This window comes from Streptomyces sp. NPDC046977 (assembly GCF_040644455.1).
Taxonomy (GTDB): Bacteria; Actinomycetota; Actinomycetes; order Streptomycetales; family Streptomycetaceae; genus Actinacidiphila.
In genome coordinates this window covers 103434-126458 of the sequence record NZ_JBEYWO010000027.1, presented here as the reverse complement: position 1 = coordinate 126458, position 23025 = coordinate 103434, and the positions used below count along the sequence as shown (strand labels likewise).

23 protein-coding genes, 1 pseudogene and 1 riboswitch are annotated in these 23025 nt (G+C 71.6%); of the genes and pseudogenes, 15 read left to right on the top strand and 9 right to left on the bottom strand.

The features are described 5' to 3' along the window. Window positions 1-85 precede the first annotated feature (85 nt). The 6 genes and pseudogenes from ABZ883_RS32805 to ABZ883_RS32780 all read left to right on the top strand — a co-directional run. Window positions 86-304, top strand: a pseudogene (locus ABZ883_RS32805) (zinc-ribbon domain-containing protein); the annotation flags it as partial. A 15-nt stretch (window positions 305-319) separates the two neighbouring features. Beyond that, window positions 320-766 carry an FHA domain-containing protein gene (locus ABZ883_RS32800; RefSeq protein ID WP_360912707.1) on the top strand — a complete coding sequence of 149 codons (447 nt, stop codon included), beginning with the start codon at window positions 320-322 and terminating at the stop codon, window positions 764-766. A gap of 18 nt (window positions 767-784) precedes the next feature. Further along, window positions 785-1525, top strand: a complete 741-nt coding sequence (locus tag ABZ883_RS32795) for a MerR family transcriptional regulator (RefSeq protein ID WP_360912682.1) — start codon at window positions 785-787, stop codon at window positions 1523-1525. 103 nt (window positions 1526-1628) lie between these two features. Beyond that, window positions 1629-2102, top strand: coding sequence for a bifunctional nuclease family protein (locus ABZ883_RS32790; protein WP_360912680.1), 474 nt, complete (start codon window positions 1629-1631; stop codon window positions 2100-2102). A gap of 192 nt (window positions 2103-2294) precedes the next feature. Then, window positions 2295-2918: a MerR family transcriptional regulator gene (locus ABZ883_RS32785; RefSeq protein WP_360912678.1), complete on the top strand. Its 624-nt coding sequence runs from the start codon at window positions 2295-2297 to the stop codon at window positions 2916-2918. Between the two features lie 102 nt (window positions 2919-3020). Next, window positions 3021-4382: a DNA polymerase IV gene (locus ABZ883_RS32780; RefSeq protein WP_360912676.1), complete on the top strand. Its 1362-nt coding sequence runs from the start codon at window positions 3021-3023 to the stop codon at window positions 4380-4382. A 20-nt stretch (window positions 4383-4402) separates the two neighbouring features. On the opposite strand, the gene ABZ883_RS32775 is transcribed toward ABZ883_RS32780, so the two are convergent. After that, window positions 4403-4786 (bottom strand): PRC-barrel domain-containing protein, encoded by a 384-nt coding sequence (locus tag ABZ883_RS32775; protein ID WP_360912675.1) that lies wholly within the window; start codon window positions 4784-4786, stop codon window positions 4403-4405. A gap of 101 nt (window positions 4787-4887) precedes the next feature. Next, a riboswitch (glycine riboswitch) is annotated at window positions 4888-4992 on the top strand. Between the two features lie 153 nt (window positions 4993-5145). On the opposite strand from ABZ883_RS32775, the gene gcvP reads away from it, so the two are divergent. Beyond that, entirely contained in the window at window positions 5146-8031 is a 2886-nt protein-coding gene (gene gcvP, locus ABZ883_RS32770) for an aminomethyl-transferring glycine dehydrogenase (RefSeq protein WP_360912673.1), read from the top strand. 127 nt (window positions 8032-8158) lie between these two features. Here the strand turns inward: gcvP and ABZ883_RS32765 are convergent, their stop codons facing one another. After that, a complete protein-coding gene (locus ABZ883_RS32765; RefSeq protein WP_360912671.1) occupies window positions 8159-8365 on the bottom strand; it encodes a DUF5999 family protein in 207 nt (68 codons plus the stop codon). 249 nt (window positions 8366-8614) lie between these two features. Beyond that, window positions 8615-9244 carry a hypothetical protein gene (locus ABZ883_RS32760; protein ID WP_360912669.1) on the bottom strand — a complete coding sequence of 210 codons (630 nt, stop codon included), beginning with the start codon at window positions 9242-9244 and terminating at the stop codon, window positions 8615-8617. A 545-nt stretch (window positions 9245-9789) separates the two neighbouring features. Here ABZ883_RS32760 and ABZ883_RS32755 point away from each other — a divergent pair. Both ABZ883_RS32755 and ABZ883_RS32750 read left to right on the top strand, forming a co-directional pair. Next, window positions 9790-11286, top strand: coding sequence for a glutamate--cysteine ligase (locus ABZ883_RS32755; RefSeq protein WP_360912667.1), 1497 nt, complete (start codon window positions 9790-9792; stop codon window positions 11284-11286). 39 nt (window positions 11287-11325) lie between these two features. Further along, window positions 11326-12153: a CPBP family intramembrane glutamic endopeptidase gene (locus ABZ883_RS32750; RefSeq protein ID WP_360912665.1), complete on the top strand. Its 828-nt coding sequence runs from the start codon at window positions 11326-11328 to the stop codon at window positions 12151-12153. Window positions 12154-12165: 12 nt separating this feature from the next. Here the strand turns inward: ABZ883_RS32750 and ABZ883_RS32745 are convergent, their stop codons facing one another. Continuing rightward, window positions 12166-12993 carry a PhzF family phenazine biosynthesis isomerase gene (locus tag ABZ883_RS32745; protein WP_360912663.1) on the bottom strand — a complete coding sequence of 276 codons (828 nt, stop codon included), beginning with the start codon at window positions 12991-12993 and terminating at the stop codon, window positions 12166-12168. A gap of 78 nt (window positions 12994-13071) precedes the next feature. Next, a complete protein-coding gene (locus tag ABZ883_RS32740) occupies window positions 13072-13458 on the bottom strand; it encodes a nuclear transport factor 2 family protein (protein WP_360912661.1) in 387 nt (128 codons plus the stop codon). Window positions 13459-13764: 306 nt separating this feature from the next. Here ABZ883_RS32740 and ABZ883_RS32735 point away from each other — a divergent pair, with 306 nt between their 5' ends. Continuing rightward, window positions 13765-13920, top strand: a complete 156-nt coding sequence (locus ABZ883_RS32735) for a DUF6131 family protein (RefSeq protein WP_360912659.1) — start codon at window positions 13765-13767, stop codon at window positions 13918-13920. Window positions 13921-14001: 81 nt separating this feature from the next. Here the strand turns inward: ABZ883_RS32735 and ABZ883_RS32730 are convergent, their stop codons facing one another. After that, window positions 14002-14412, bottom strand: coding sequence for a Fur family transcriptional regulator (locus ABZ883_RS32730; RefSeq protein ID WP_360912657.1), 411 nt, complete (start codon window positions 14410-14412; stop codon window positions 14002-14004). Window positions 14413-14788: 376 nt separating this feature from the next. Between ABZ883_RS32730 and katG the strand changes: the two genes are divergently transcribed. After that, window positions 14789-17020: a catalase/peroxidase HPI gene (gene katG / locus ABZ883_RS32725; RefSeq protein WP_360912655.1), complete on the top strand. Its 2232-nt coding sequence runs from the start codon at window positions 14789-14791 to the stop codon at window positions 17018-17020. A gap of 114 nt (window positions 17021-17134) precedes the next feature. Further along, window positions 17135-17464, top strand: coding sequence for a hypothetical protein (locus tag ABZ883_RS32720; RefSeq protein ID WP_360912653.1), 330 nt, complete (start codon window positions 17135-17137; stop codon window positions 17462-17464). Between the two features lie 19 nt (window positions 17465-17483). Here the strand turns inward: ABZ883_RS32720 and ABZ883_RS32715 are convergent, their stop codons facing one another. Beyond that, on the bottom strand, window positions 17484-18503 hold the full coding sequence (locus tag ABZ883_RS32715; RefSeq protein ID WP_360912651.1) for an aldo/keto reductase: 1020 nt from the start codon (window positions 18501-18503) through the stop codon (window positions 17484-17486). A gap of 136 nt (window positions 18504-18639) precedes the next feature. On the opposite strand from ABZ883_RS32715, the gene ABZ883_RS32710 reads away from it, so the two are divergent. The 3 genes from ABZ883_RS32710 to ABZ883_RS32700 all read left to right on the top strand — a co-directional run bounded on the left by ABZ883_RS32710 (window position 18640) and on the right by ABZ883_RS32700 (window position 20917). Next, entirely contained in the window at window positions 18640-19233 is a 594-nt protein-coding gene (locus ABZ883_RS32710) for a TetR/AcrR family transcriptional regulator (protein ID WP_360912649.1), read from the top strand. 95 nt (window positions 19234-19328) lie between these two features. After that, window positions 19329-19736, top strand: coding sequence for a YciI family protein (locus ABZ883_RS32705; RefSeq protein WP_360912648.1), 408 nt, complete (start codon window positions 19329-19331; stop codon window positions 19734-19736). Window positions 19737-19744: 8 nt separating this feature from the next. Next, window positions 19745-20917, top strand: a complete 1173-nt coding sequence (locus ABZ883_RS32700; RefSeq protein ID WP_360912705.1) for a DUF6596 domain-containing protein — start codon at window positions 19745-19747, stop codon at window positions 20915-20917. Window positions 20918-20933: 16 nt separating this feature from the next. On the opposite strand, the gene ABZ883_RS32695 is transcribed toward ABZ883_RS32700, so the two are convergent. Next, the gene (locus ABZ883_RS32695; RefSeq protein ID WP_360912646.1) at window positions 20934-21515 is read right to left on the bottom strand and encodes a hypothetical protein; all 582 of its coding nucleotides are present in this window, start codon (window positions 21513-21515) and stop codon (window positions 20934-20936) included. Next, entirely contained in the window at window positions 21512-23005 is a 1494-nt protein-coding gene (locus tag ABZ883_RS32690; protein WP_360912703.1) for a HAMP domain-containing sensor histidine kinase, read from the bottom strand. Before ABZ883_RS32690 ends, ABZ883_RS32695 begins: the two co-directional genes overlap by 4 nt. Window positions 23006-23025: the final 20 nt, after the last annotated feature.

Sequence of the window (23025 nt, the reverse complement as noted above, 5' to 3'; positions counted from 1 at the left end):
TAAGTGGTTCGGCAAGAGTGCGCGTCCGGACGGTGACAGCGCTACGGCACGTCACCGGGCGCCGCGGCACGCGCAAGATGAGTCCATGGGCGAGGATCGCCCGCTGTTCCGGGATCAGGGCGCTGCTCCGGGTGGCGACATTTCGGGCGGTCATGGTGCGGTTTCTGTTGACCCTGCCGCATCGGGGCGCATAGGTTTCGGTCAACCATCAGGCTCCAGCACGGGTGGAGGGTCCTTGCCGGTCTGTACGCGGTGCGGTTTCCAGAACGCGGAAGCGAGTCGTTTCTGCTCCAACTGCGGTGCGCCGCTGCGTGCCGGAGTGCCGTCGGAACGTGCCTCCGAGACCACGTCGACGATCTCGATCTCCGGCCTGGAGGCCTACGAGGCCGAGGTCACCGGGCAGACCGTGCTTCCCGCACTGTCCCCGGAGGCCCAGGCGGCGGTCGACGCGCTGCCTCCGGGCTCGGCGCTGCTGGTCGTGCGTCGCGGTCCCAACTCGGGCAGCCGCTTCCTGCTGGACGCCGAGCTGACGACGGCCGGCCGTCACCCGGAAGGTGACATCTTCCTGGACGACGTCACCGTCTCCCGTCGGCACGTGGAGTTCCGGCGCGGCCAGGACGGCAGCTTCACGGTCTCCGACGTCGGCAGCCTCAACGGCACCTACGTCAACCGGGAGCGCATCGACTCGGTGACCCTGGCCAGTGGTGACGAGGTTCAGATCGGCAAGTACCGGCTGGTCTTCTACGCGAGCCAGTGGGGCGCCTGACCCCGCGAGGGAAGGTTCATGCTTCGTACACCGTCGGGCGGTGCCGGCAACGGCACCGCCACCGCGGAGGACCGACCGCTGAGCATCGGAGCGGTGCTCAACGACCTGCGTGAGGAGTTCCCCGAGGTCACCATCTCCAAGATCCGCTTCCTGGAGGCGGAGGGGCTGGTGGAACCGCACCGCACTCCGTCCGGCTACCGGAAGTTCTCGGTCAGGGACGTCGAGCGGCTCGGTCATGTCCTGCGGATGCAGCGGGACCACTATCTTCCGCTGAAAGTGATCCGCGAGCACCTGGACGCCCTGGACCGGGGCGAGCCGCTGCCGCTGCCCGCCCCCGCCGAGTCCCGGGAACTGCTGGAGGCCGGCGGCGTGGAGCCGGGCGGCCCTGCTGGACTGCGGATCGGCCGGGACGAGCTGATGGCCGCCACGGGCGCCGACGACGCCGAACTGGCGCAGTGGGAGTCCTACGGGCTGGTGGAGGCCGGTCCGGACGGCGACTATGACGCCGAAACGGTGAACATCGCCAAGCTCGTGGCGGATCTGGGGCGATTCGGTCTGGAGCCGCGGCACCTACGCGCTGTGAAGGCCGCCGCCGAACGCGAGGCGGGTCTGGTGGAGCAGGTCGTCGCCCCGCTGCGGCTGCACCGCAATCCGCAGACCAGGACGCACGCCGAGGCCACCGCCAAGGAGCTGGCGGCGCTGTCGGTGCGACTGCACGCGGCGCTGGTCCAGTCGGCCCTCAGGATCCGGCTCTTCTGATCCGGCTCTTCTGACGCTGAGTGACCGGGAACGGGCCCGGCCGGTGACCGGCCGGACCCGTCCCGACTACCCAAACCTGCCGAGCACGTCCTAGGGTTGCTGTGTGAACGAGCTCGACGTCGTGGGTGTCCGGGTCGAAATGCCCTCCAACCAGCCGATTGTGCTCCTGCGGGAAGTGGGAGGCGACCGCTACCTGCCCATCTGGATCGGGCCGGGGGAGGCCACCGCCATCGCTTTCGCGCAGCAGGGCATGACGCCCGCGCGGCCGCTGACCCATGATCTTTTCAAGGACGTGCTCGAGGCCGTCGGCCAGAGGCTGACCGAGGTCCGGATCACCGACCTGCGCGAGGGCGTGTTCTACGCCGAGCTGGTGTTCGCCAGCGGCGTGGAGGTGAGCGCCCGTCCCTCCGATGCCATAGCGCTCGCCCTGCGGACCGGAACCCCCATCTACGGGAGCGACGGTGTGCTGGACGACGCCGGCATCGCCATCCCCGACGAGCAGGAGGACGAGGTCGAGAAGTTCCGCGAGTTCCTCGATCAGATCTCGCCCGAGGACTTCGGGACCAGCAGCCAGTGAGGTCCGGCGCGGACCATTCGACGAGCCATACCCCCTGAACGGATACGGGAAACCACTCCAGGGGTTGATATCACTCGGCGTGCCGAGCGTGGCGATCGTTGACGCACCCGGAGTGACTGCCTACCGTCGAGAGGGAAAGTCCCGATGGCACGTGCGCGTGCCCTCAGGGGTGCGAAGGGACGGGAGGTCGGCGTGAGAAGCACCGGCGACGGTATGGCCGCTGGCGGCCCGTACCCGATGCGCGCGGCCTTGGCCCGCAACGCGGCCGTGGCCTCCGGCGGGGGTACGGGGGAGACCGCCGGCCAGGAGCCGGAAGAGGCGGGGGAGAGCGTCGGCTACCGCGGGCCCACCGCCTGCGCGGCGACCGGGATCACCTACCGCCAGCTGGACTACTGGGCCCGTACGGGGCTGGTGGAGCCCAGCATCCGTCCGGCCTACGGCTCGGGCACCCAGCGGCTGTACAGCTTCAAGGACGTTGTCGTCCTCAAGATCGTCAAGCGGCTGCTCGACACGGGGGTCTCCCTGCAGAACATCCGCACCGCGGTGCAGCACCTGCGGTCCACCGGCCCCGCCGAGCTGGCCCGGATGACCCTGATGAGCGACGGCGCCACCGTCTACGAGTGCACGTCGCCGGACGAGGTCGTGGACCTGCTCCAGGGCGGCCAGGGCATCTTCGGGATCGCGGTGGGCGTGGTGTGGCGGGACGTGGAGAGCGGGCTGTCGCAGCTGCACGGCGAGCGGGTCGACACCGGCGAGACGCTGGTCGGCCACAACCCCGGTGACGAACTCGCCAGGCGCCGCAATCGCGCGGTCTGACCCGCGTGCCGCCGCGGCGGGCCGTCGTACGACTCCCACGGCACCGACAGCCGCCGTACGGGTGTACGGCGACTGTCGGTGCCGTAGGGCACCATCGGTGACGTGAGAAGCGCGCCGACCATCCTCCATCTGGACATGGACGCGTTCTTCGCTGCCGTCGAGCAGGCCGCGAAGCCGAGTCTGCGGGGGAAGCCGGTCGTCGTCGGGGGGCTGGGCCCGCGGGGCGTGGTGGCGACGGCTTCGTACGAGGCCCGTGTGCACGGGGTGCATTCGGCGATGGCGATGGCGCACGCCCGCCGGCTCTGCCCGAACGCCGCGTACCTCGTACCGCGCTTCGGCGTGTACCGGAAGGTCAGCGATGTCGTCATGGAGATCCTCGCCCGGCTGTCGCCACTGGTGGAGCCACTGAGCCTGGACGAGGCGTTCGTGGACCTGGAGGCGGGCGGCATCACGGAGGAGCCGCGGCGGGTGGGGGAGCGGCTGCGGGCCGACATCAGGGCGGCCACGGGGCTGACGGGCTCGGTCGGGCTCGCCGGGTCCAAGCTGCTCGCCAAGATCGCCTCGGAGCAGGCCAAGCCGGACGGCATGGTCGTCATCGAGCCCGGCACCGAGCGCGAGCTGCTGGCGCCCATGCAGGTGCGCACTCTGCCGGGCGTGGGGCCCGCCACGGCCGAGCATCTGCGCAGGGGCGGCATCACCACGGTCGGGGACGTCGTGGAGGCGGGCGAGGCCGAGCTGGTGCGCCTGCTGGGCAGGGCGCACGGCGCGCATGTGCACGGCATGGCCCTGGGGGTGGACGAACGGCCCGTGGTCCCCGACCGCGAGCACAAGTCGATCTCCGTCGAGGACACCTTCGACGTCGATCTGACCGACCGCGTCCGGATCCGGCTGGAGGTGGACCGGCTCGCCGACCGCTGTGTGCGGCGGCTGCGCGAGGCAGGACGCTCCGGCCGTACCGTGGTGCTGAAGGTGCGCCGGTACGACTTCACGACCCTCACCCGGTCCGAGACGCTGCGCGCGCCGACCGACGACCCCGCCGTCGTCCGGGAGACGGCGCAGCGGCTGCTGGAGGCCGTCGACATCACGAGCGGCGTGCGGCTGCTCGGCGTCGGCGTGGCCGGACTCGCGGATTTCACGCAGGAGGACCTCTTCGCCCAGGCGGCCGAGCGCGCGGAGGAGCCCCCCGCCGAAGAGGGCGCCGCCGGGGCGGACGCGGACGAGGAACCGCCCGCCGGTGCCGCCCGGGTGCCGTCCGCCGCGGAGCGCCGCTGGATGCCCGGTCAGGACGTCCGGCACGTGGAGTACGGCGCGGGCTGGGTGCAGGGCAGCGGTGTCGGCCGCGTCACCGTGCGTTTCGAGGAACCCAAGTCGGCCGTACCGGGGAGGGTGCGCACCTTCGCGGTGACGGACCCGGACCTGGAGCCGTCCGAGGCGCTGCCGCTGGTGTTATCCGGGGGCGGGTGAGCCGGGGGCGAGGGAGGCGGTCAGCTGTCGCCGGCGAGCTTGCCGAAGTCCCGGTCGGGCGGCGGCTCGTCGCCCGGCCCGGCGACGGCGCCGGGGCCGGACATCCCGTAGTGGTGGTAGAGCTGGAGCTCCTGCTCCGGGGAGAGATGCCGGCCCACCCCGAAGTCCGGGGCGTCCTTGATCAGCGACTTGTCGAACGGGACGCGCAGCCCGTCCTCGCCGAACTCGCTCGGTTCCAGCGGGACGAAGGCGTCGCGGCTGAAGATCCCGGTGCGCACCGCGGCCCATTCGGGTTCGCCGGTGGCGTCGTCGAGGTACACCTCGTCGACCGTTCCGATCTTCATTCCGTTGCGGTCGAAGGCCCTGCGCCCGATCAGGCTCCGCGGATCGATACCGGTCTGCACGGTCCCTCCAACTGGTCGCGAATACTCCTATTTAGGCACGAAAGGTGTCCGCTGTCACATGACCGTTCAACGAACGCCGCTGGTAGGCTGGCATTGGCTGGCGACCCCATGCGGGAGAGTCCTGGCGGTGCGAAGCACCGGCCGCCGGGCGCCGAAGGAGCAAACCCTCCCCGGAATCTCTCAGGCATCCGTACCGCATGGGTGAGGTCACTCTGGAAAGCAGGAAGGGAAGCCCGTCCGTGGCGGGCCCGTTCCTCACCGACGGTGAAAGCCGTCCTGCTCGCGCGGGGCGGTGAAACTCTCAGGTTCAGATGACAGAGGGGGAGGCCGAGTCGCGCCAGACCAGGAGGCCTCCGCAGATGACCGCCCACCGCACCCCTCTCACCGAGCTGGAGCGCGGCATCCCGTTCGAGCAGCGCCACATCGGACCCGATGCCGCCGCGCAGGCCAAGATGCTCGCGCACGTCGGCTACGGTTCGCTGGACGAGCTCACCGCCGCAGCCGTGCCGGACACCATCAAGAGCGCCGAGGCCCTGGGCCTGCCGACCGCCCGCACCGAGCCCGAGGTGCTGTCCGAGCTGCGCTCGCTCGCGGACCGCAACCAGGTGCTGCGGCCCATGATCGGCCTGGGGTACCACGGCACCTTCACCCCGCCGGTCATCCTGCGCAACGTCATGGAGAACCCCGCCTGGTACACGGCGTACACCCCGTACCAGCCCGAGATCTCCCAGGGCCGCCTCGAGGCCCTCCTCAACTTCCAGACGGTCGTCGCGGACCTGACCGGTCTGCCCACCTCCGGCGCCTCGCTGCTCGACGAGGGCACCGCGGCCGCCGAGGCCATGGCGCTGGCCCGCCGCGTCGGCAAGGTCAAGCAGGGTGTCTTCCTCATCGACGCCGAGACCTTCCCGCAGACCGTCGCCGTGATCGAGACCCGCGCCGAGCCCACCGGCGTCGAGGTCGTCGTCGCCGACCTCACCGACGGCATCCCCGCCGAGATCGCCGAGCGCGGCGTCTTCGGCGTGCTGCTGCAGTACCCGGGCGCCTCCGGTGCCGTGCGCGACCTGAGGCCGGTCATCGAGCAGGCCCACGGGCTCGGCGCGATCGTCACCGTCGCCGCCGACCTGCTCGCCCTGACGGTGCTCACCTCCCCGGGCGAGCTGGGCGCCGACATCGCGGTCGGCACCACGCAGCGCTTCGGCGTGCCGATGGGCTTCGGCGGCCCGCACGCCGGCTACATGGCCGTCCGCGAGGCCCACGCCCGCAGCCTGCCGGGCCGCCTGGTCGGCGTCTCCGTCGACGCCGACGGCGACAAGGCGTACCGCCTGGCGCTGCAGACCCGCGAGCAGCACATCCGCCGCGAGAAGGCCACCAGCAACATCTGCACCGCGCAGGTGCTGCTCGCCGTCATGGCGGGCATGTACGCGGTCTACCACGGCCCCGAGGGCCTGGCGCAGATCGCCCGCCGTACCCACCGCTACGCCGCCGTCCTCGCCGGGGGCCTGCGCGCCGGCGGCGTCGAGGTGACCACGGACGCCTTCTTCGACACCGTCACCGCCCGCGTGCCGGGCCGGGCCGCCGAGGTCGTGGCCGCCGCCCGCGAGGCCGGGGTCAACCTGCGCCAGGTCGATGCCGACCTGGTCGGCATCGCCTGCGACGAGACCACCGGCCGTGCCGACCTCGCGGCGGTCTGGGGCGCCTTCGGCGTCACCGGCGACGTCGAGGCCCTCGACACGGCCACCGAGGACGCGCTGCCCGCCGGCCTGGTCCGCGAGGTGGACTACCTGACCCACCCGGTCTTCCACCAGCACCGCTCGGAGACCGCGATGCTGCGCTACCTGCGCCGCCTCGCCGACCGCGACTACGCGCTGGACCGCGGCATGATCCCGCTCGGTTCCTGCACGATGAAGCTCAACGCGACCACCGAGATGGAGCCGGTCACCTGGCCCGAGTTCGGCCAGCTGCACCCCTTCGCCCCCGCCGAGCAGGCCGAGGGCTACCTCACCCTCATCCGCGAGCTGGAGGACCGTCTCGCCGAGGTCACCGGCTACGACAAGGTGAGCCTCCAGCCCAACGCCGGTTCCCAGGGCGAGCTGGCCGGTCTGCTCGCCGTCCGCGCGTACCACCGTGCCAACGGCGACACTCAGCGCACGGTCTGCCTCATCCCGTCCTCCGCGCACGGCACGAACGCCGCCAGCGCGGTGATGGCCGGCATGAAGGTCGTCGTCGTGAAGACCGCCGGTGACGGCGAGGTCGACGTCGAGGACCTGCGGGCCAAGATCGAGCAGCACCGCGACGAACTCGCCGTGCTCATGGTGACGTACCCGTCCACGCACGGTGTCTTCGAGGAGCACATCGGCGAGATCTGCGGCGCGGTGCACGACGCCGGCGGCCAGGTCTACGTCGACGGCGCCAACCTCAACGCCCTGGTGGGCCTCGCCAAGCCCGGTCACTTCGGCGGCGACGTCTCGCACCTGAACCTGCACAAGACCTTCTGCATCCCGCACGGCGGCGGCGGCCCCGGCGTCGGCCCGGTCGCGGTCCGCGCGCACCTCGCGCCGTACCTGCCGAACCACCCGCTGCAGCCCGAGGCCGGTCCGGAGACGGGCGTGGGCCCGATCTCGGCGGCCCCGTGGGGCTCGGCCGGCATCCTGCCGATCTCGTGGGCGTACGTGCGCCTCATGGGCGGCGAGGGCCTCAAGCGCGCCACCCAGGTCGCGGTGCTCGGCGCCAACTACATCGCCAAGCGCCTGGAGCCGCACTTCCCGGTGCTCTACACCGGTCCCGGCGGGCTGGTCGCCCACGAGTGCATCATCGACCTGCGCGAACTGACCAAGGAGACGGGCGTCACCGTCGACGACGTCGCCAAGCGCCTGATCGACTACGGGTTCCACGCGCCGACGATGTCGTTCCCGGTGGCCGGGACGCTGATGATCGAGCCGACGGAGAGCGAGAACCTCGCGGAGCTGGACCGCTTCTGCGACACGATGATCGCCATCCGCGCGGAGATCGACCGGGTCGGCTCGGGGGCGTGGCCCAAGGACGACAACCCGCTGCGCAACGCGCCGCACACCGCGGCCGCGCTGGGCGGGGAGTGGAAGCACTCCTACACGCGCGAGGAGGCGGTGTTCCCGGCGGGCGTGTCGGCCGCGGACAAGTACTGGCCGCCGGTGCGCCGGATCGACGGCGCCTTCGGCGACCGCAACCTGGTCTGCTCCTGCCCGCCGCTGGACGAGTACGACGCGTAGTGCGACCGGGCCCGGGGACCGGGCGCCGGGGACTCACAAGGGTCGGCCCCGCTGTTCGTCGGCGGGGTCGGCCCTTTCCTTGCGCTTCACGTCGTTCGTGTGCCGGCGGTGCCGCGGTTGATCGGGGTTATGCGGCGGTGACGACGTGCTCGCTGCCGAGCGGGCGGTGCGGGGCGATGATCCGGCCGTCGGGGAGCAGTTCACCGGTGTCGTCGAAGAGCAGGACGCCGTTGCACAGCAGGCTCCAGCCCTGCTCGGGGTGGCTGGCGACGATGTGCGCGGCCTCCCGGTCGGAGTTGGCGGCGGACGGACAATGCGGCTGGTGCGGGCACATGGACGATGTCTTTCGCTGCGAGTGGTGTGACACACGGCTTGATTGGGTAGGAACCTCAGTCATGGCCGTTCCCCCGTTCGTCGGTCGGTCCCAGTGTTGCTCTACTGACGGTTTTCCGCAGGGATTTCGCGCGAGCTGTGCTCGATAGTTGGTGACGCTTTCACTCTGGCGGGCGGTTGCCCGGACAATGCAACGCCTCCGTGACCGGTCGGTCACGGAGGCGTACGAGCACCGCCCCTGAGGGGAACGTCAAGCGGTCGTGCCGAGCAGCGGCGGGGGCGCCAGCCGCAGGGTGAGTACGGGCACCAGGTCGGAGAGCCGGTGCACACGGTGGGCCGCGATGCCGGGCGGCGCCGGCGCGAGGGGGATCAGCAGGTCCGAAGCGGCCGGCTGGGCCGTTCCGGCGTCGGCGCCGGTGTCGCCGTGCAGCCACAGGGTCAGCATGTACAGGCCCGGTACCGAGAGCAGGTGCGGCTGGTAGGACGCGGTCAGGGCGTCCGCCTGGAGCAGCGCGCGTTCGGTCGAGGCCAGGTACGGCCCTTCGCAGAAGTGCGAGAACGCCCATCCGTCGGGCGTGTGGACGGTCTCCCCGGCGGCGACCACCCGTCCGCGGCTCTCCTGCGGCGGGACCGCCGCGTCGTTCCGTTCCCCGGCGTGGATGTGGAAGCGCCAGCCGGCCAGCCGCGCCCGCGGCAGCCCGTCGGGTCCGGCGATCACGGGGTCGAGCACGTGCAGCGGCAGCGGGTGCTCGGCGGTGAGCAGCCCGGTCGCGGTGCGCAGTGAGGGCGTGCGGGCCTCGCGGACGGCGGTGGGCGAGCTGAGTGCGGCGAGAACGCTCCGCAGAGCGGGTGCGGGGGCTGGAGCTACCTGCAGCGGCATGGTGGGCGGCCTCTCATGGGGAGACACGGGGTGCTCAGTGGGTGCTAACAGCGCTGTCAGCGATGAATCGGCAGGCCAGGGCAGGCCCAGCACATGGGGCGCCGGTGGGTGGCGGCGTGCGGAATCAGCGGGGGCATGCGGATCCCTTTCCCGTGGCCGGAGCGTCGCGGGCGCGCGGCGGATCGCGGAGGCTCTGCCTGTGAACAGAGGATATACGAGGTGTGTTCTGGCAGTGTTTCACCTAGCCGCCGGCGATATTGAGCGCAAGGCGGAACCAGGACATCCTGGGTGGCCGAATGGTCCCTATTCGAACCGGCTCCCCGGCCGGCGAACTGCTTCTTTTTCGCCGCCACGGATGGCCGAATCTCGTCGGCGTTTTTCACGAGGGGGCCGCCGATGGCACATGAATGATGTGCCATGCCACCGGAATGTGCCGGAAGACGGTGCTCCCGCCAGCTTACCGGGTCGCGTGCGTCACAGGGGGCGTTATCGATCTCGTCGCTGGGCATGCTGTGATCACGGCCCACGCGAGGAAGGGACCTTCGATGGGGGAAAAGGTCGCGGCCACGGGGTTCGACCTCTCCGACCGCCAGCGCTACCGCAGGAAGCTGAAGCAGTGCCTCCTGGGACTGGAGCGGCTGCTGGAGGAGAAACGTTTCGACCGTCCCCGGAATCTCATGGGGCTGGAGATCGAACTCAATCTCACGGACCGCGACGGCCTGCCGCGCATGATGAACGAAGAGGTACTGGAGCGCATCGCGAGCCGTGATTTCCAGACCGAGCTCGCGCAGTTCAACATCGAAGTGAACATCGCTCCGCACCGGCTTTCCGGTCGTGTCCTGGACCGCCTCGCGGAAGAGTTGCGCATGGCACTGGGATATGCCGACAGAAAGGCCCGGGAGGTCGGCGCGCAGATCGTGATGGTGGGAATCCTGCCCACGCTCGGAGCGCAGGACCTGGTGGGTGCGAATCTTTCCCGCGTCGACCGCTACACCCTGCTCAACGACCGCATTCTGGCGGCCCGCGGTGAGGACATCACCCTCGACATCGCCGGCGTGGAACGTCTGACCAGCACGTCGGGCTCCATCGCGCCCGAGGCGGCGTGCACCTCGATGCAGATGCACCTGCAGGTCACCCCGGCACGCTTCGCCGCCGTGTGGAACGCCGCACAGGTGGTCGCCGGGCCGCAGGTCGCGCTCGGCGCCAACTCGCCCTTCCTGTTCGGCCGGGAGCTGTGGCGGGAGACCCGCCCGACGCTCTTCCAGCAGGCGACGGACACCCGCCCCGAGGAGCACCGCGCCCAGGGCGTCCGCCCGTTGACCTGGTTCGGCGAGCGCTGGATCGACTCCGCCTACGACCTGTTTGCCGAGAACGTGCGCTACTTCCCGTCCCTGCTGCCGATCTGCGAGGACGAGGACCCGCTGCACGTCCTGGACGAGGGCGGGGTGCCGCAGTTGAAGGAACTCACCCTGCACAACGGCACGATCTACCGCTGGAACCGCCCGGTCTACGCGGTCGTCGACGGCGTCCCCCACCTGCGGGTGGAGAACCGGGTGATGCCCGCCGGGCCCACGGTCGCCGACGTCGTCGCCAACACCGCCTTCTACTACGGCCTCGTGCGGGCGCTGGCGGAGGCGTCCCGCCCGGTCTGGACGCGCCTGCCGTTCGCCGCCGCCGCGGCCAACTTCGACGAGGCCTGCCGCCACGGCATCGAGGCCGTGCTGCGCTGGCCCCGGTCCTCGCGCGGCAGCGGGACGATCGAAGTGCCCGTCGTGGAACTCGTGCTGGAGGAACTGCTGCCCATGGCCGCCGCCGGCCTGGACGGCTGGGGCATCGACCCGGTGGACCGGGACCGCTACCTGGGGATCATCGAGGGCCGCTGCCGCAAGCGGACGAACGGCGCCGAGTGGCAGGCCGCGGTCTTCCACCGCGAGCTGGACCGCGGGCTGGACCGGCAGCGGGCGCTGGCCGCGATGACCGTGCGGTACTGCGAGCTGATGCAGGACGGGGCGCCCGTCCACGAGTGGCCCGTGGAGCTCTGAGCCGGGCCCGCGCGCCGTCCGCCGGGCCGATGAGGCAGGATGGCGCGCGTGGAGGCCTCGGAGAACGGCAGGACGGTCGACGCGGGCGGCGCGGGGACCGGCGACGCCCGCGTACTGGAGCCGCGCACGCTGCGCAGTGAGACCTTGCTGGTGCTCGCGCTGTCGCTCGGCGCCAGCGCGCTCTCGGCGCTCATCAGCTTCATCGGTTCCGTCACCAAGCCCGGCGGGCTGAAGGACCAGGCCGCCACGCTGGTGGGCACGCACGCCCCGGGGCGGCCCTGGCTGGACCTGGCCTGGCAGTTGTTCGGGATCGCCACCGCGCTGGTCCCCGTCGCGCTCGTCGCGCATCTGCTGGCGCGCGAGGGCACGGGCATGCCGGTGATCGGCTTCGACCTGCGGCGGCCGCGCTCGGACGTGCTGCGCGGAGCGGTGGTGGCCGCCGTGATCGGCGGCACGGGGCTGCTCTTCTACCTGGGGGCCCGGGCCTCGGGGGCCAACCTCACCGTGGTGCCGGAGTCCCTGCCGGACGTGTGGTGGAAGATCCCGGTGCTCATCGCCTCCGCGATCCAGAACGCCGTGCTCGAAGAAGTGATCGTCGTCGGCTATCTGCTGCGCAGGCTCGGCCAGTTGGGCTGGACGCCGATGGGGGCACTGGTGGCGAGCAGCGTGCTGCGCGGCTCGTACCACCTGTACCAGGGCATCGGCGGACTGCTCGGCAACATGGCGATGGGCGTCGTCTTCGTGCTGCTCTACCGCCGCTGGGGACGGGTGGGCCCGCTGGTGGCGGCCCACTCGCTCATCGACATCGTGGCGTTCGTCGGGTACGCGGTGCTGGCGGGCAAGGTGGGCTGGCTGCCCACCGCGTGAGCGCGCGCGGGGTCAGGGGAGCGCGTGCAGCGCGCCGTCGACCACCGTCACCGCCCGGCCGGTGAGCAGCACCCGGTCCCCGCGGAGCACCGTGCGCACCAGGCCGGCGCGGGCGGAGGCCTGCAGTCCGGTCAGCTCGCCGCGGCCCAGCCGCGCCGCCCAGAAGGGGGCGAGAGCGGTGTGCGCGCTGCCCGTCACCGGGTCCTCGGGGATGCCGAGGGCGGGGAAGAAGCACCGCGAGACGAAGTCGTACTCCGCCGTGGCGGACTCGGCCCGCGCCGTGACGATCAGGCCCCGCCCCGACGGCAGCGCGGCCACCTTCGCCATGTCGGGGGCGAGCGCCCGTACCGTCTTCTCGTCGGCCACCTCGATCAGCAGGTCGCCCACGTCCTCACCGGTCCCGTGGGCCGACAGCACGTCGGCGCCGATCGCCGGTGCGGCGCCGGCGGGCACCTCGACCGGTGTCAGCGGAGCGGCCGGGAAGTCCATCGTGATCGTGCCGTCGGCGCCCGTGCTCGTCGTCAGCACCCCGCAGCGGGCGCTGAACCGCACGGTGCCGGTGGCCGCGCCACTGGTGTGCAGGGCGTGGGCCGTGGCCAGCGTGGCGTGCCCGCACATGTTCACCTCCGCCGCCGGGGTGAACCAGCGCAGCGCCCAGTCGGCGTCGGCGGCGCCGGGCGTGGGGTGCGCGAAGGCGGTCTCGGAGAGGTTGAGCTCCGCGGCGACGGACTGGAGCCACTCGTCCGGGGGGAAGGCGTCGGCGTCGGGCAGCAGCAGCACGCCCGCGGGATTGCCCCCGAAGGGGAGGTCGGTGAAGGCGTCGACGATTCGAATCCGCATGCCGTGAGCCTAGGCGGGGTGTGAAGCCGCAGGCCAGGGCCAATCCGGCGGTCGTGGACCCGGGGGACTGTCGGGGTCTCAGACGAAGAAGGCGTTCACGCCGTCGACGTCGGACAGGAAGCTCTCGATGCGGGCCACCTTGCCGTCCCGCAGCGCCAGGACCGTTGCCACGTGCTCGTCGAGCACGGAGTCGTCGCGGCGGGCGGTGTTGTGCAGGGACAGGGCCACATTGTCGCGGCTGACCAGGATGTGGAGCAGTTCGAAGCGCAGGCCGTAGCCGGCGATGCGGCGGGCGAGCCCCGCGACCTCGTCGGGGCCCTGGGCGGTGCCGGAGATCGCGCTGTCGCCGGGGAGCGTCCAGGCCACGTCGTCGTGCAGCAGGGCCCGCAGACCGTTCCAGTCGGCCTCGGCGAGCGCGGAGTGGAACGCCTTTCCGACGGCGTACTGCGCGCTGGTCCCGCTCATGTCGCACCTCTTGTCGAGCCGGTTCAGGCCTCCGCGGGCCCCGCCTCCGACGATCGCGGGCCCTCGGGAAGTGCACAAGTCGGGACAGGGATGATCCGCGTCCGCCGGGGTAGCCGCCCCTCAGGGACGAAATGTGGTGAAAGAGGTGATTTCGATGACCGCACGGTCGCGCGGCACGCCGGAACGGCGGGACAGGCACCTCGGCGACCTGCACAGAACTCGGGCGATCGCCGGTGACGCGACGGAGCGACGGCCGCTCGCACCGTGCGGAATCGGGCGTCGTGACATCGGCCAACGGAGGACATCATGATCGTACTCGGCGTCATCCTGCTGATCATCGGATTCCTGGCAGGCATATCGATCCTGTGGACCATCGGGATCATCCTCGTGGTCATCGGGCTCGTGCTCTGGGTGCTGGGCGCCTTGGGCCACGCAGTCGGTGGCCGTCGCCACTACTACTAGACGACCCGGCAGACCGGGAGAGCCGGGAGGAACGCCAACGGCGCGCACGGAGCGCGCCGTTCGGCGTGTGCAAGGGCCGGCTCAGGCGCAGGCCGGGCAGAGTCCGCGATAGGTGACCTCGACGGCGGACACCGTGAAGCCGAAGCGCTCCTCCGCGGGGAGGTCGGCGAGCGGATCGCCTGCCGGGTGGACGTCGCGGACGGCGCCGCAGCCGGAGCACACCAGATGCTGGTGCGGGCGGTGCGCGTTGGGGTCGTAGCGCTTCGCGCGGCCGTCCGTGGCGACCTCGATGACCTCGCCCAGCGAGACCAGTTCGCCGAGGGTGTTGTAGACGGTCGCACGGGAGATCTCGGGCAGCCGCCGCGACGCGCGGGCGTGCACCTCGTCGGCCGTGAGGTGCACGTGGTCGCCGTCGAGGACCTCCGCGACCACACGCCGCTGGGAGGTCATCCGCCAGCCGCGCCCTCGCAGTCGCTCCAGAAGGTCACTCATGTCGGTTCACCTGTTCAGGTTCGATCGGATACCCGAAATTTACCAGTGGAGGTCCCGGAGCCGGTGTGATCGGCGGTGGGGGGTTGGCACGCTTCTTGACTTGGACTGCGTCCATCGTAGGATCGGTTCCGGCAACAGCCAAGGGACTGGAAGCCTTCAGCGCGGCAGGAGACAGGGACGTGACGGGATCACCGCGGGCGTTCTGCGCGGTGCCGGCCCTGCCGAGCCGTGGCTGAGGCCCCTTCCGCGCGCGTCGCGGCGCGTCCCGTGCGCCGCGCCCGGCCCCCGTCGTACGAGCGCCGAGGCCCCCTGCCCCCGCTGTCCCGCCGCCCGCAGTGCCTGAGCACCGTGATCCGCCTGGTCCGGAAGGATTCCCATGTCTGAGAACCATGACGCCATCGTCGTCGACGCCAAGACGGAGGGCGGAGGTGGCTGCCCGGTCGCCCACGGGCGTGCTCCGCACCCGACGCAGGGCGGCGGCAACCGCCAGTGGTGGCCGGAGCGGCTCAACCTGAAGATCCTCGCCAAGAACCCGGCCGTGGCCAACCCCCTGGGCGGCGACTTCGACTACGCCGAGGCCTTCCTGGGCCTCGACCTCCCCGCGGTGAAGCGCGACATCGCCGAGGTCCTGACGACCTCCCAGGACTGGTGGCCCGCGGACTTCGGCCACTACGGCCCGTTCATCATCCGCATGGCGTGGCACAGCGCGGGCACCTACCGCATCAGCGACGGCCGCGGCGGCGCCGGCGCCGGGCAGCAGCGCTTCGCGCCCCTCAACAGCTGGCCGGACAACGGCAACCTCGACAAGGCCCGCCGTCTGCTGTGGCCGGTCAAGAAGAAGTACGGCCAGAACCTCTCGTGGGCCGACCTCATGATCCTCGCCGGCAACGTCGCCCTGGAGTCGATGGGCTTCGAGACCTTCGGCTTCGCCGGTGGCCGCGCGGACGTGTGGGAGCCCGACGAGGACGTCTACTGGGGCCCGGAGACCACCTGGCTCGGCGACGAGCGCTACACCGGCGACCGTGTGCTGGAGAACCCCCTCGGCGCCGTCCAGATGGGCCTCATCTACGTCAACCCCGAGGGCCCCAACGGCACCCCGGACCCGCTGGCCGCGGCCCGCGACATCCGTGAGACGTTCCGCCGGATGGCGATGAACGACGAGGAGACCGTCGCCCTGATCGCGGGCGGTCACACCTTCGGCAAGACCCACGGCGCGGGCCCGGCCGACAGCGTCGGCGCCGACCCGGAGGCGGCGTCGCTCGAGGAGCAGGGCCTCGGCTGGAAGAACAGCTTCGGCACCGGCAAGGGTGGTGACGCCATCACCAGCGGTCTGGAGGGCATCTGGACCAACACGCCGATCACCTGGGACAACAGCTTCTTCGAGATCCTCTTCGGCTACGAGTGGGAGCTGTTCCAGAGCCCCGCCGGTGCCAACCAGTGGCGGCCGAAGGACGGCGCCGGCACGGGCACCGTCCCGGACGCCCACGACGCGTCGAAGTCGCACGCGCCGACGATGCTGACGACCGACCTGTCGCTGCGCGTCGACCCGGCCTACGAGCAGATCTCGCGGCGCTTCCTGGAGAACCCCGCCGAGTTCGCGGACGCCTTCGCGCGCGCCTGGTACAAGCTGACGCACCGCGACATGGGCCCGGTCGTCCGCTACCTCGGCTCCGAGGTCCCGGACGAGGTCCTGCTGTGGCAGGACCCGCTGCCGGCCGTGACGCACCCGCTCGTCGAGGCCGGCGACGTCGCCGCCCTCAAGGGCCTGATCCGCGAGTCGGGCCTGACGGTCGCCCAGCTCGTGTCCACCGCGTGGGCGTCGGCCTCCTCCTTCCGCGGCAGCGACAAGCGCGGCGGCGCCAACGGCGCGCGCATCCGCCTCCAGCCGCAGGCCGGCTGGGAGGTCAACGAGCCGGACGAGCTCGCGACGGTGCTGCGCACCCTGGAGGGCGTGCAGCAGTCCTTCAACGCCGGCCGGACCGACGGCAAGGAGGTCTCGTTCGCCGACCTGGTCGTCCTCGCCGGCGGCGTGGGCGTCGAGCAGGCCGCCAAGGAGGCGGGCTTCGAGGTCGAGGTGCCCTTCACCCCGGGCCGCGCGGACGCCACGCAGGACCAGACCGACACGGAGTCCTTCGCCGCGCTGGAGCCGGCGGCCGACGGCTTCCGCAACTACCTCGGCAAGGGCAACCGCCTGCCGGCCGAGTACCTGCTGATCGACCGGGCGAACCTGCTGACCCTCAGCGCCCCCGAGCTGACCGTCCTCGTCGGCGGCCTGCGCGTCCTGGGCGCCAACTACCAGCAGTCGTCCCTCGGTCTCCTCACCACGACCCCCGGGTCGCTGACCAACGACTTCTACGTCAACCTGCTCGACATGGGCACCGTGTGGAAGGCGACGTCGGAGGACGCGAACACCTTCGAGGGCCGCGACAGCGCCACGGGCGAGGTCAAGTGGACCGGCACCCGTGCCGACCTGGTCTTCGGGTCCAACTCCGAGCTGCGCGCGCTCGCGGAGGTCTACGCGAGCGACGACGCGAAGGAGAAGTTCGTGCGCGACTTCGTCGCGGCGTGGACCAAGGTCATGGACCTCGACCGGTTCGACCTCGTCTGACGGTCCGACCGTGTGACTGTCTGACCGTGTGACGCCCCGGCGTTCTGGCAGGCCCCGTCGGGCCGGCCAGGACGCCGGTGTTTTTTTGCGGCACGCACGCCTAGGCTCGGGCCCATGGGACCGCTCCTGCCGTACGTGGCACTCGCCGCCTGCCTGGCCGCGGTCATGGGCCTCTTCGCGTGGCTGGCGACGGTGATCCGCCGCCGGGGCGTGGCCGGTTCCGCCGTCCGGGTGGCCATGGCCTCCTACGAGGAGGCCTTCCAGGTGACGGCCCACGACGCGCACTACGAGATCCAGGCGCAGGCGCAGCGGAGGATGCCCGTGGCGGCGCCCGACGACCCCTGGCGGCCGGTGCGCGAGGAAGGCGCTTCCCGCCGAACTTCCCCAAAGGGGCGGCCACGTCGGCGGTTCGGCGCCCGGTGGCGGGCGCGCCGGCGCCGATGACGTGCTGATCCCGCCGAGGTCAGCGGCGCCGCAGCGACGGGTCGAGCAGGGCGGGCGGCGTGTCGAACTTCTCGTGCGCGGCGAGGTCGACACCCGGCGGGACGATCGCGTCGATCGCGTCGAGCACATCGGCGGAGAGCGTGATGTCCGCGGCGGCCAGTTGCGCGTGCAGGTGCTCCGTCGTGCGGGGGCCGATGATCGCGCCGGTCACGGCGGGGTGCGCGGTCACGAACCCGAGGGCGAGCTGGATCATGGTCAGACCGGCCTCGTCGGCGACCGCGGCGAGGCGCTCCACCGCGTCGAGCCGGGCGCGGTTGGACGGTACGGACAGGTCGAAACGCTGCGGCAGGAGCGCCGCGCGGTGGGTGGTGATCTCCCGGCCCGCGCGGACCGCCCCCGACAGCCAGCCGGAGGCCAGCGGGCTCCACGCCAGCACGCCGAGACCGTACTCCTCGGTCACCGGCAGGACATGGGCCTCGGCGCCGCGCTGCAGGATGGAGTAGCTGGGCTGCTCGGTGACGTACCGGCCCAGGTGGTGCTCCCGGGCGGCCCACTGGGCCTGGACGAGGCGGTGGGCCGGGAAGGTCGAGGAGCCGAAGTAGCGGATCTTTCCCGCGCGTTGCAGGTCGGTCAGGGCCGACAGCGTCTCCTCGTCGCTGGTCGCCGGGTCCCACCGGTGGATCTGGTAGAGGTCGACGTGATCGACGCCGAGACGGCGCAGGCTGTTGTCGAGGGCGGTGACCAGCCAGCGGCGTGAGCCGCCGCGGTGGTTGCGTTCGTCGCCCATCGGCATGGCCGCCTTCGTGGCCAGCACGATGTCGTCACGGCGGCCGGCGACGGCCTTGCCGACCGTCTCCTCCGACTGCCCGTCGCCGTACATGTCGGCGGTGTCGATGACGTTGATGCCGCCCTCCAGGGCGGCGTCGACGATCGCGGTGGCCTCGTCCTGGGTGGTGCGTCCGATCGCGCCGAAGTTCATCGCGCCGAGCGCGAGGGAGCTGACCTGCACACCGGTGCGGCCCAAGGTGCGGTACTGCATGACCGTGTCTCCTCTGGAACTGCTTGGTCGTAGGCCCCCTGCTCTGGCATCATGAGCAAGCGGAACCTTGTTCCGTTAACAATACGGAACGACGTTCCGTTTAGCAAGCACGATTCGGCAGTGGAGGCACACCGCGGTGAACGACAGCGACGCGGGCGCGGCGGGCGCGGCCCGGCCCAAGCGGGCGGACGCCCGGCGCAACAAGGAGATTCTGCTCGAAGCGGCCGCCGCGAGTTTCGTCGCCGCGGGCGTCGAAGCGCCGGTGCGCGACATCGCGGCCAGGGCCGGCGTCGGGACGGGCACGATCTACCGCCACTTCCCCACGCGGGCGGATCTGATCATCGCCGTCTACCGGCACCAGGTCGAGGCGTGCGCGGAGGCCGGACCGGCGCTGCTGGCCGGCGGGGCGGGTCCGTACGCCGCACTGGGGCAGTGGATCGATCTCTTTGTCGACTTCCTGGTCACCAAGCACGGGCTCGCCGCGGTGCTGCGGTCCGACCACACCGAGTTCGACGCCCTGCACGCCTACTTCCTCGACCGGCTCCTGCCGGTGTGCGCCCAGCTGCTCGACGCCGCGGCCGCCGCCGGGGAGATCGGCACCGGCACCGACGCCTACCAGCTCATGCGCGGCGTCGGGAACCTGTGCATCGGCGCGGAGAGCGATCCCCGCTACGACCCGCGCGTACTGGTCGGACTCCTCGTCGCCGGACTGCGTTCGGCCCGGCCCTGAATTCGTGGCCCCGCCGTGTCGAGAACCGGCGGCCGGCTCCGTCCCAGGGGTGAAGGCGGCCACAATGGGCCGCACCAGGAGCGAGGAGAACCACCATGGCCAAGTACCTGCTGCTCAAGCACTACCGAGGCGCTCCGTCCGCGGTCAACGACGTGCCCATGACCGAGTGGACGCCGGAGGAGATCTCGGCGCACATGCAGTACATGCACGAGTTCGCGGCCCGGCTGGAGAAGAGCGGCGAGTTCGTCGACGGCCAGGCGCTCGCCCCCGAGGGGACCTGGGTGCGGTACGACGGCGAGGGGCGCCCGCCCGTCACCGACGGCCCGTTCGCCGAGACCAAGGACCTCATCGCCGGCTGGATGGTGATCGACGTCGACAGCCACGAGCGCGCCGTCGAACTCGCCGGGGAGCTGTCCGCCGCACCCGGAGCGGGCGGGAAGCCCATCCACGAGTGGCTGGAGCTGCGCCCGTTCCTGACCGCGTCCCACACCATCACCGAGTGACCTCTGCGATGGACGAGGCCCTGCTGCGGAGCCTCACACCAAGCGTGCTCGCGATCCTCGTCCGCCGCGGAGCCCCCTTCGCGGCGGCCGAGGACGCCGTGCAGGACGCCCTGGTGGAGGCGGTCCGCGTCTGGCCGGACGATCCTCCGCGCGACCCCAGGGCGTGGCTGGTCACCGTGGCCTGGCGCCGGTTCCTCGACGCCGCCCGGGCGGACGCCGCCCGGCGCCGGCGCGAGGACCTCGTCGACGAGGAGCCGGCGCCGGGGCCCGCGCCGGACAGGGACGACACGCTCCAGCTCTACTTCCTGTGCGCGCACCCGTCGTTGACGCCCTCGTCCGCGGTCGCGCTCACCCTGCGCGCCGTGGGCGGCCTGACCACCCGGCAGATCGCGCGGGCCTACCTGGTGCCCGAGGCGACGATGGCGCAGCGCATCAGCCGTGCCAAGCGCACCGTCTCCGGCGTGCGCCTCGACCGGCCCGGCGACGTCGCCACCGTGCTGCGCGTCCTCTACCTGGTCTTCAACGAGGGCTACTCCGGCGACATCGACCTCGCCGCCGAGGCGATCCGCCTCACCCGTCAACTCGCCGCCGCGATCGACCATCCCGAAGTGGCCGGGCTGCTCGCCCTGATGCTGCTCCACCACGCCCGCCGCGCCTCCCGGACCGCGCCCGACGGCAGCCTGGTGCCGCTCGCCGAACAGGACCGCGGACGGTGGGACACCGGGGCGATCGCCGAGGGCGTCGCGATCCTCCAGGCGGCCCTCGCCCGCGACCGGCTGGGCGAGTACCAGGCCCAGGCCGCCGTCGCGGCGCTCCATGCCGACGCGCGAACCGCCGAGGAGACCGACTGGGTGCAGATCGTGGAGTGGTACGACGAGTTGGTGCGCCTGACCGACAGTCCGGTCGTGCGGCTCAACCGCGCGGTGGCCGTCTGCGAGGCCGACGGGCCGCGCGCGGGGCTGGCGGCGCTCGCGGCGGTGACGGGCTCCCCGGCCGCCTCCCCGGGCGCGGACCCCGTTCCCCGCCACACCGCGGTGGCGGCCCATCTCCACGAGCGCGACGGCGACCTCGTGACGGCGGCACGGCTGTACGCCGAGGCGGCCCGCAGGGCACCCGACCTCGCCGAGCGCGATCATCTGACGCGGCAGGCCGCCCGGCTCAACGCGCTCCTGCGCGGCTGACCGGACGCTGCCGCCGTTACGGACTGACGGGAACCGGGCACGCGTCGGCGGGGAGCGTTCTCGTCCATCCGTTCCCGAGCGCGCGGACGTTCTTGATCGCGGATGCCTTCTGCGCCTGGAAGGAATCATCCGGAGCGCCGCCGCTCCCCCCTGCCGAGGCGAGGGACCCGGGGTCCTGCAGCCCGGTCGCGTGGGTCACCGTGCAGGTCAACTGCAGCATGGCCGCGTGGCTGAAGGGGGGAAAGTTCTCCGGGAGCAGGACGGAGGCGGTGCCGTCGTCGATCGCCGTCTTCGGCACCGCGATCATGTGGGGCAGCTCGGTGGTGGCCAATGCTGCCTCGGCCGAGGTCGGTCCGTCGAAGAGCAGCCCCAGGACGGATCCGAGGTCCCCGGGCTCGGCGACCTTGCGGGCGTAGGGCGCCGGATTGCCATCGACCAGGAAGTACACATCGGTCAATGCCGCGGGCTTAGCGTCGGCGACGATGCCGCTCGCCGCGGGACCGGCCTGGATGACGCCGGACGGAGGAATTCCGCACGCCGACAGCGCGAGCGCGGCCACGAGTCCGGCCGCCGGCGCCCATGCACGCGAGCGTTTCACCGGCCACCTGCGGTGTCGGCGTCGGCGGTCGAGGACTCGCGGTGCAGGGGGAGTTCGACCGTGAACGCCGCCCCGCCCCACGGCAGGTTCGCGGCCCCGATGCGTCCGCCGTGGAGATGGACGTTCTCCGCCGTGATCGCCAGGCCGAGCCCGCTGCTCTCGCTTCTCGTCCGCGACGTGCTGGCCTTGTAGAAGCGCTCGAAGATGTGCGGCATCGCCTCCTCGGCGATCCCCGGTCCGCTGTCGGACACCTCGATGACGGCCCATGCCATGTCGGTTCGTTCCTCCCTCACGCTCATGGTCAGCCGCACCGGCGGCGCCCCGTGCCGCAGGGCGTTGCCGACCAGATTGGCCATGACGACGTCGAGGCGGCGCGGATCCACGCGCGTCCTGAGCACGCCTGGGTCCGGCAGATCGGTCTTCACCTGGTCCTGCCACCCCCGGGACGTGAGGGTGCGGCGTACCGACTCGGCCAGGTCGACCTCGTCCAGGTTGAGTTCGATCGCACCGGCGTCGAAGCGGGAGATCTCCATCAGGTCCTCCACCAGGGCGCTGAGCCGGATGGTGCCCTCGCTGATGAGCCGCAGTGCGTCGCCGGTCTCCCGGTCGTGGTGCAGCGCGTTCTCGTCCAGCACGTCGGTGAGTGCCGCCATCGCTGTGAGCGGGGTGCGCAGTTCGTGGGAGACGTCCGCGGCGAAGCGGCGTGCCTGGGCCTCCAGGCGGCGCAGTTCCGCAACCGACTTCTCCAGCGCGGCGGCCGTGTCGTTGAAGGACTGCGAGAGGTCCGCCAGTTCGTCGGAACCGTTGACGGTGAGCCGGACGTCGAGATGCCCCTCCGCCATGCGGCGCGTCGCCCTGCGCAACGCACGTACGGGACGGAGGACGCCGCTGGCCGCCAGTAGTGCCAGGACAACGGCGAGGGCGAGTGCCACCAGGGTGGCGCGCTCGATGCCGCTGACCATCGCCTGGACGTATGCCTCTTCGGTGTTCTGCGGCACCACCAAATACAGCACGGTCCCCGAGAGTTCGAGCTCCTTCGCCTGGAGCGTGCTGTACGTGACCGGCATGCCGACGACGAGCCAGGGCTGTCCGTCGGCGTTCACCCGCTGGAACACTGCGGCGCGTGTGGTGCCTACGGACCGGAGCAGTTCAGGGCTCAGCCGTTCGAAGTCCGGACTCGTCGACCAGGCGCGGAGGCTGCCGTGCGTGGCCAGTACGCGCCACCGCTGTGCCGGGTCGGTGTCGGCCACATGCCTCACCACCGCCTGCAGCTCCGACTGGCTCGGTACGACGGGGAGGGACCCGGCCACATCGTTGACGCTGTTGCGGAACTGCTGGATCACGGAGTCCTGGCTCTGCTGGAGGACTCCCGTGCGCGCCTCCCGGAAGGCGAGCGCTCCGGTGCTCAGGGAGCTGACCACGGCGACCAGCGCGAAGGCCACCACCAGGCGGGCGCGCAGGCCCCGCAGCGGCAGCGGCGCCTTCGCCAGGACCGCTCCGAGGAACCGTT

What these genes read in the sequence shown, in the direction of transcription:
- ABZ883_RS32795 (WP_360912682.1), top strand. Translation starts at nt 785, where the DNA reads ATGCTTCGTACACCGTCGGGCGGTGCCGGCAACGGCACCGCCACCGCG.
- gcvP (WP_360912673.1), top strand. Translation starts at nt 5,146, where the DNA reads ATGACCGCCCACCGCACCCCTCTCACCGAGCTGGAGCGCGGCATCCCG.
- ABZ883_RS32765 (WP_360912671.1), bottom strand. Translation starts at nt 8,365, where the DNA reads ATGTGCCCGCACCAGCCGCATTGTCCGTCCGCCGCCAACTCCGACCGG.
- ABZ883_RS32760 (WP_360912669.1), bottom strand. Translation starts at nt 9,244, where the DNA reads ATGCCGCTGCAGGTAGCTCCAGCCCCCGCACCCGCTCTGCGGAGCGTT.
- ABZ883_RS32755 (WP_360912667.1), top strand. Translation starts at nt 9,790, where the DNA reads ATGGGGGAAAAGGTCGCGGCCACGGGGTTCGACCTCTCCGACCGCCAG.
- ABZ883_RS32750 (WP_360912665.1), top strand. Translation starts at nt 11,326, where the DNA reads ATGGCGCGCGTGGAGGCCTCGGAGAACGGCAGGACGGTCGACGCGGGC.
- ABZ883_RS32745 (WP_360912663.1), bottom strand. Translation starts at nt 12,993, where the DNA reads ATGCGGATTCGAATCGTCGACGCCTTCACCGACCTCCCCTTCGGGGGC.
- ABZ883_RS32740 (WP_360912661.1), bottom strand. Translation starts at nt 13,458, where the DNA reads ATGAGCGGGACCAGCGCGCAGTACGCCGTCGGAAAGGCGTTCCACTCC.
- ABZ883_RS32735 (WP_360912659.1), top strand. Translation starts at nt 13,765, where the DNA reads ATGATCGTACTCGGCGTCATCCTGCTGATCATCGGATTCCTGGCAGGC.
- ABZ883_RS32730 (WP_360912657.1), bottom strand. Translation starts at nt 14,412, where the DNA reads ATGAGTGACCTTCTGGAGCGACTGCGAGGGCGCGGCTGGCGGATGACC.
- katG (WP_360912655.1), top strand. Translation starts at nt 14,789, where the DNA reads ATGTCTGAGAACCATGACGCCATCGTCGTCGACGCCAAGACGGAGGGC.
- ABZ883_RS32720 (WP_360912653.1), top strand. Translation starts at nt 17,135, where the DNA reads ATGGGACCGCTCCTGCCGTACGTGGCACTCGCCGCCTGCCTGGCCGCG.
- ABZ883_RS32715 (WP_360912651.1), bottom strand. Translation starts at nt 18,503, where the DNA reads ATGCAGTACCGCACCTTGGGCCGCACCGGTGTGCAGGTCAGCTCCCTC.
- ABZ883_RS32705 (WP_360912648.1), top strand. Translation starts at nt 19,329, where the DNA reads ATGGCCAAGTACCTGCTGCTCAAGCACTACCGAGGCGCTCCGTCCGCG.
- ABZ883_RS32700 (WP_360912705.1), top strand. Translation starts at nt 19,745, where the DNA reads ATGGACGAGGCCCTGCTGCGGAGCCTCACACCAAGCGTGCTCGCGATC.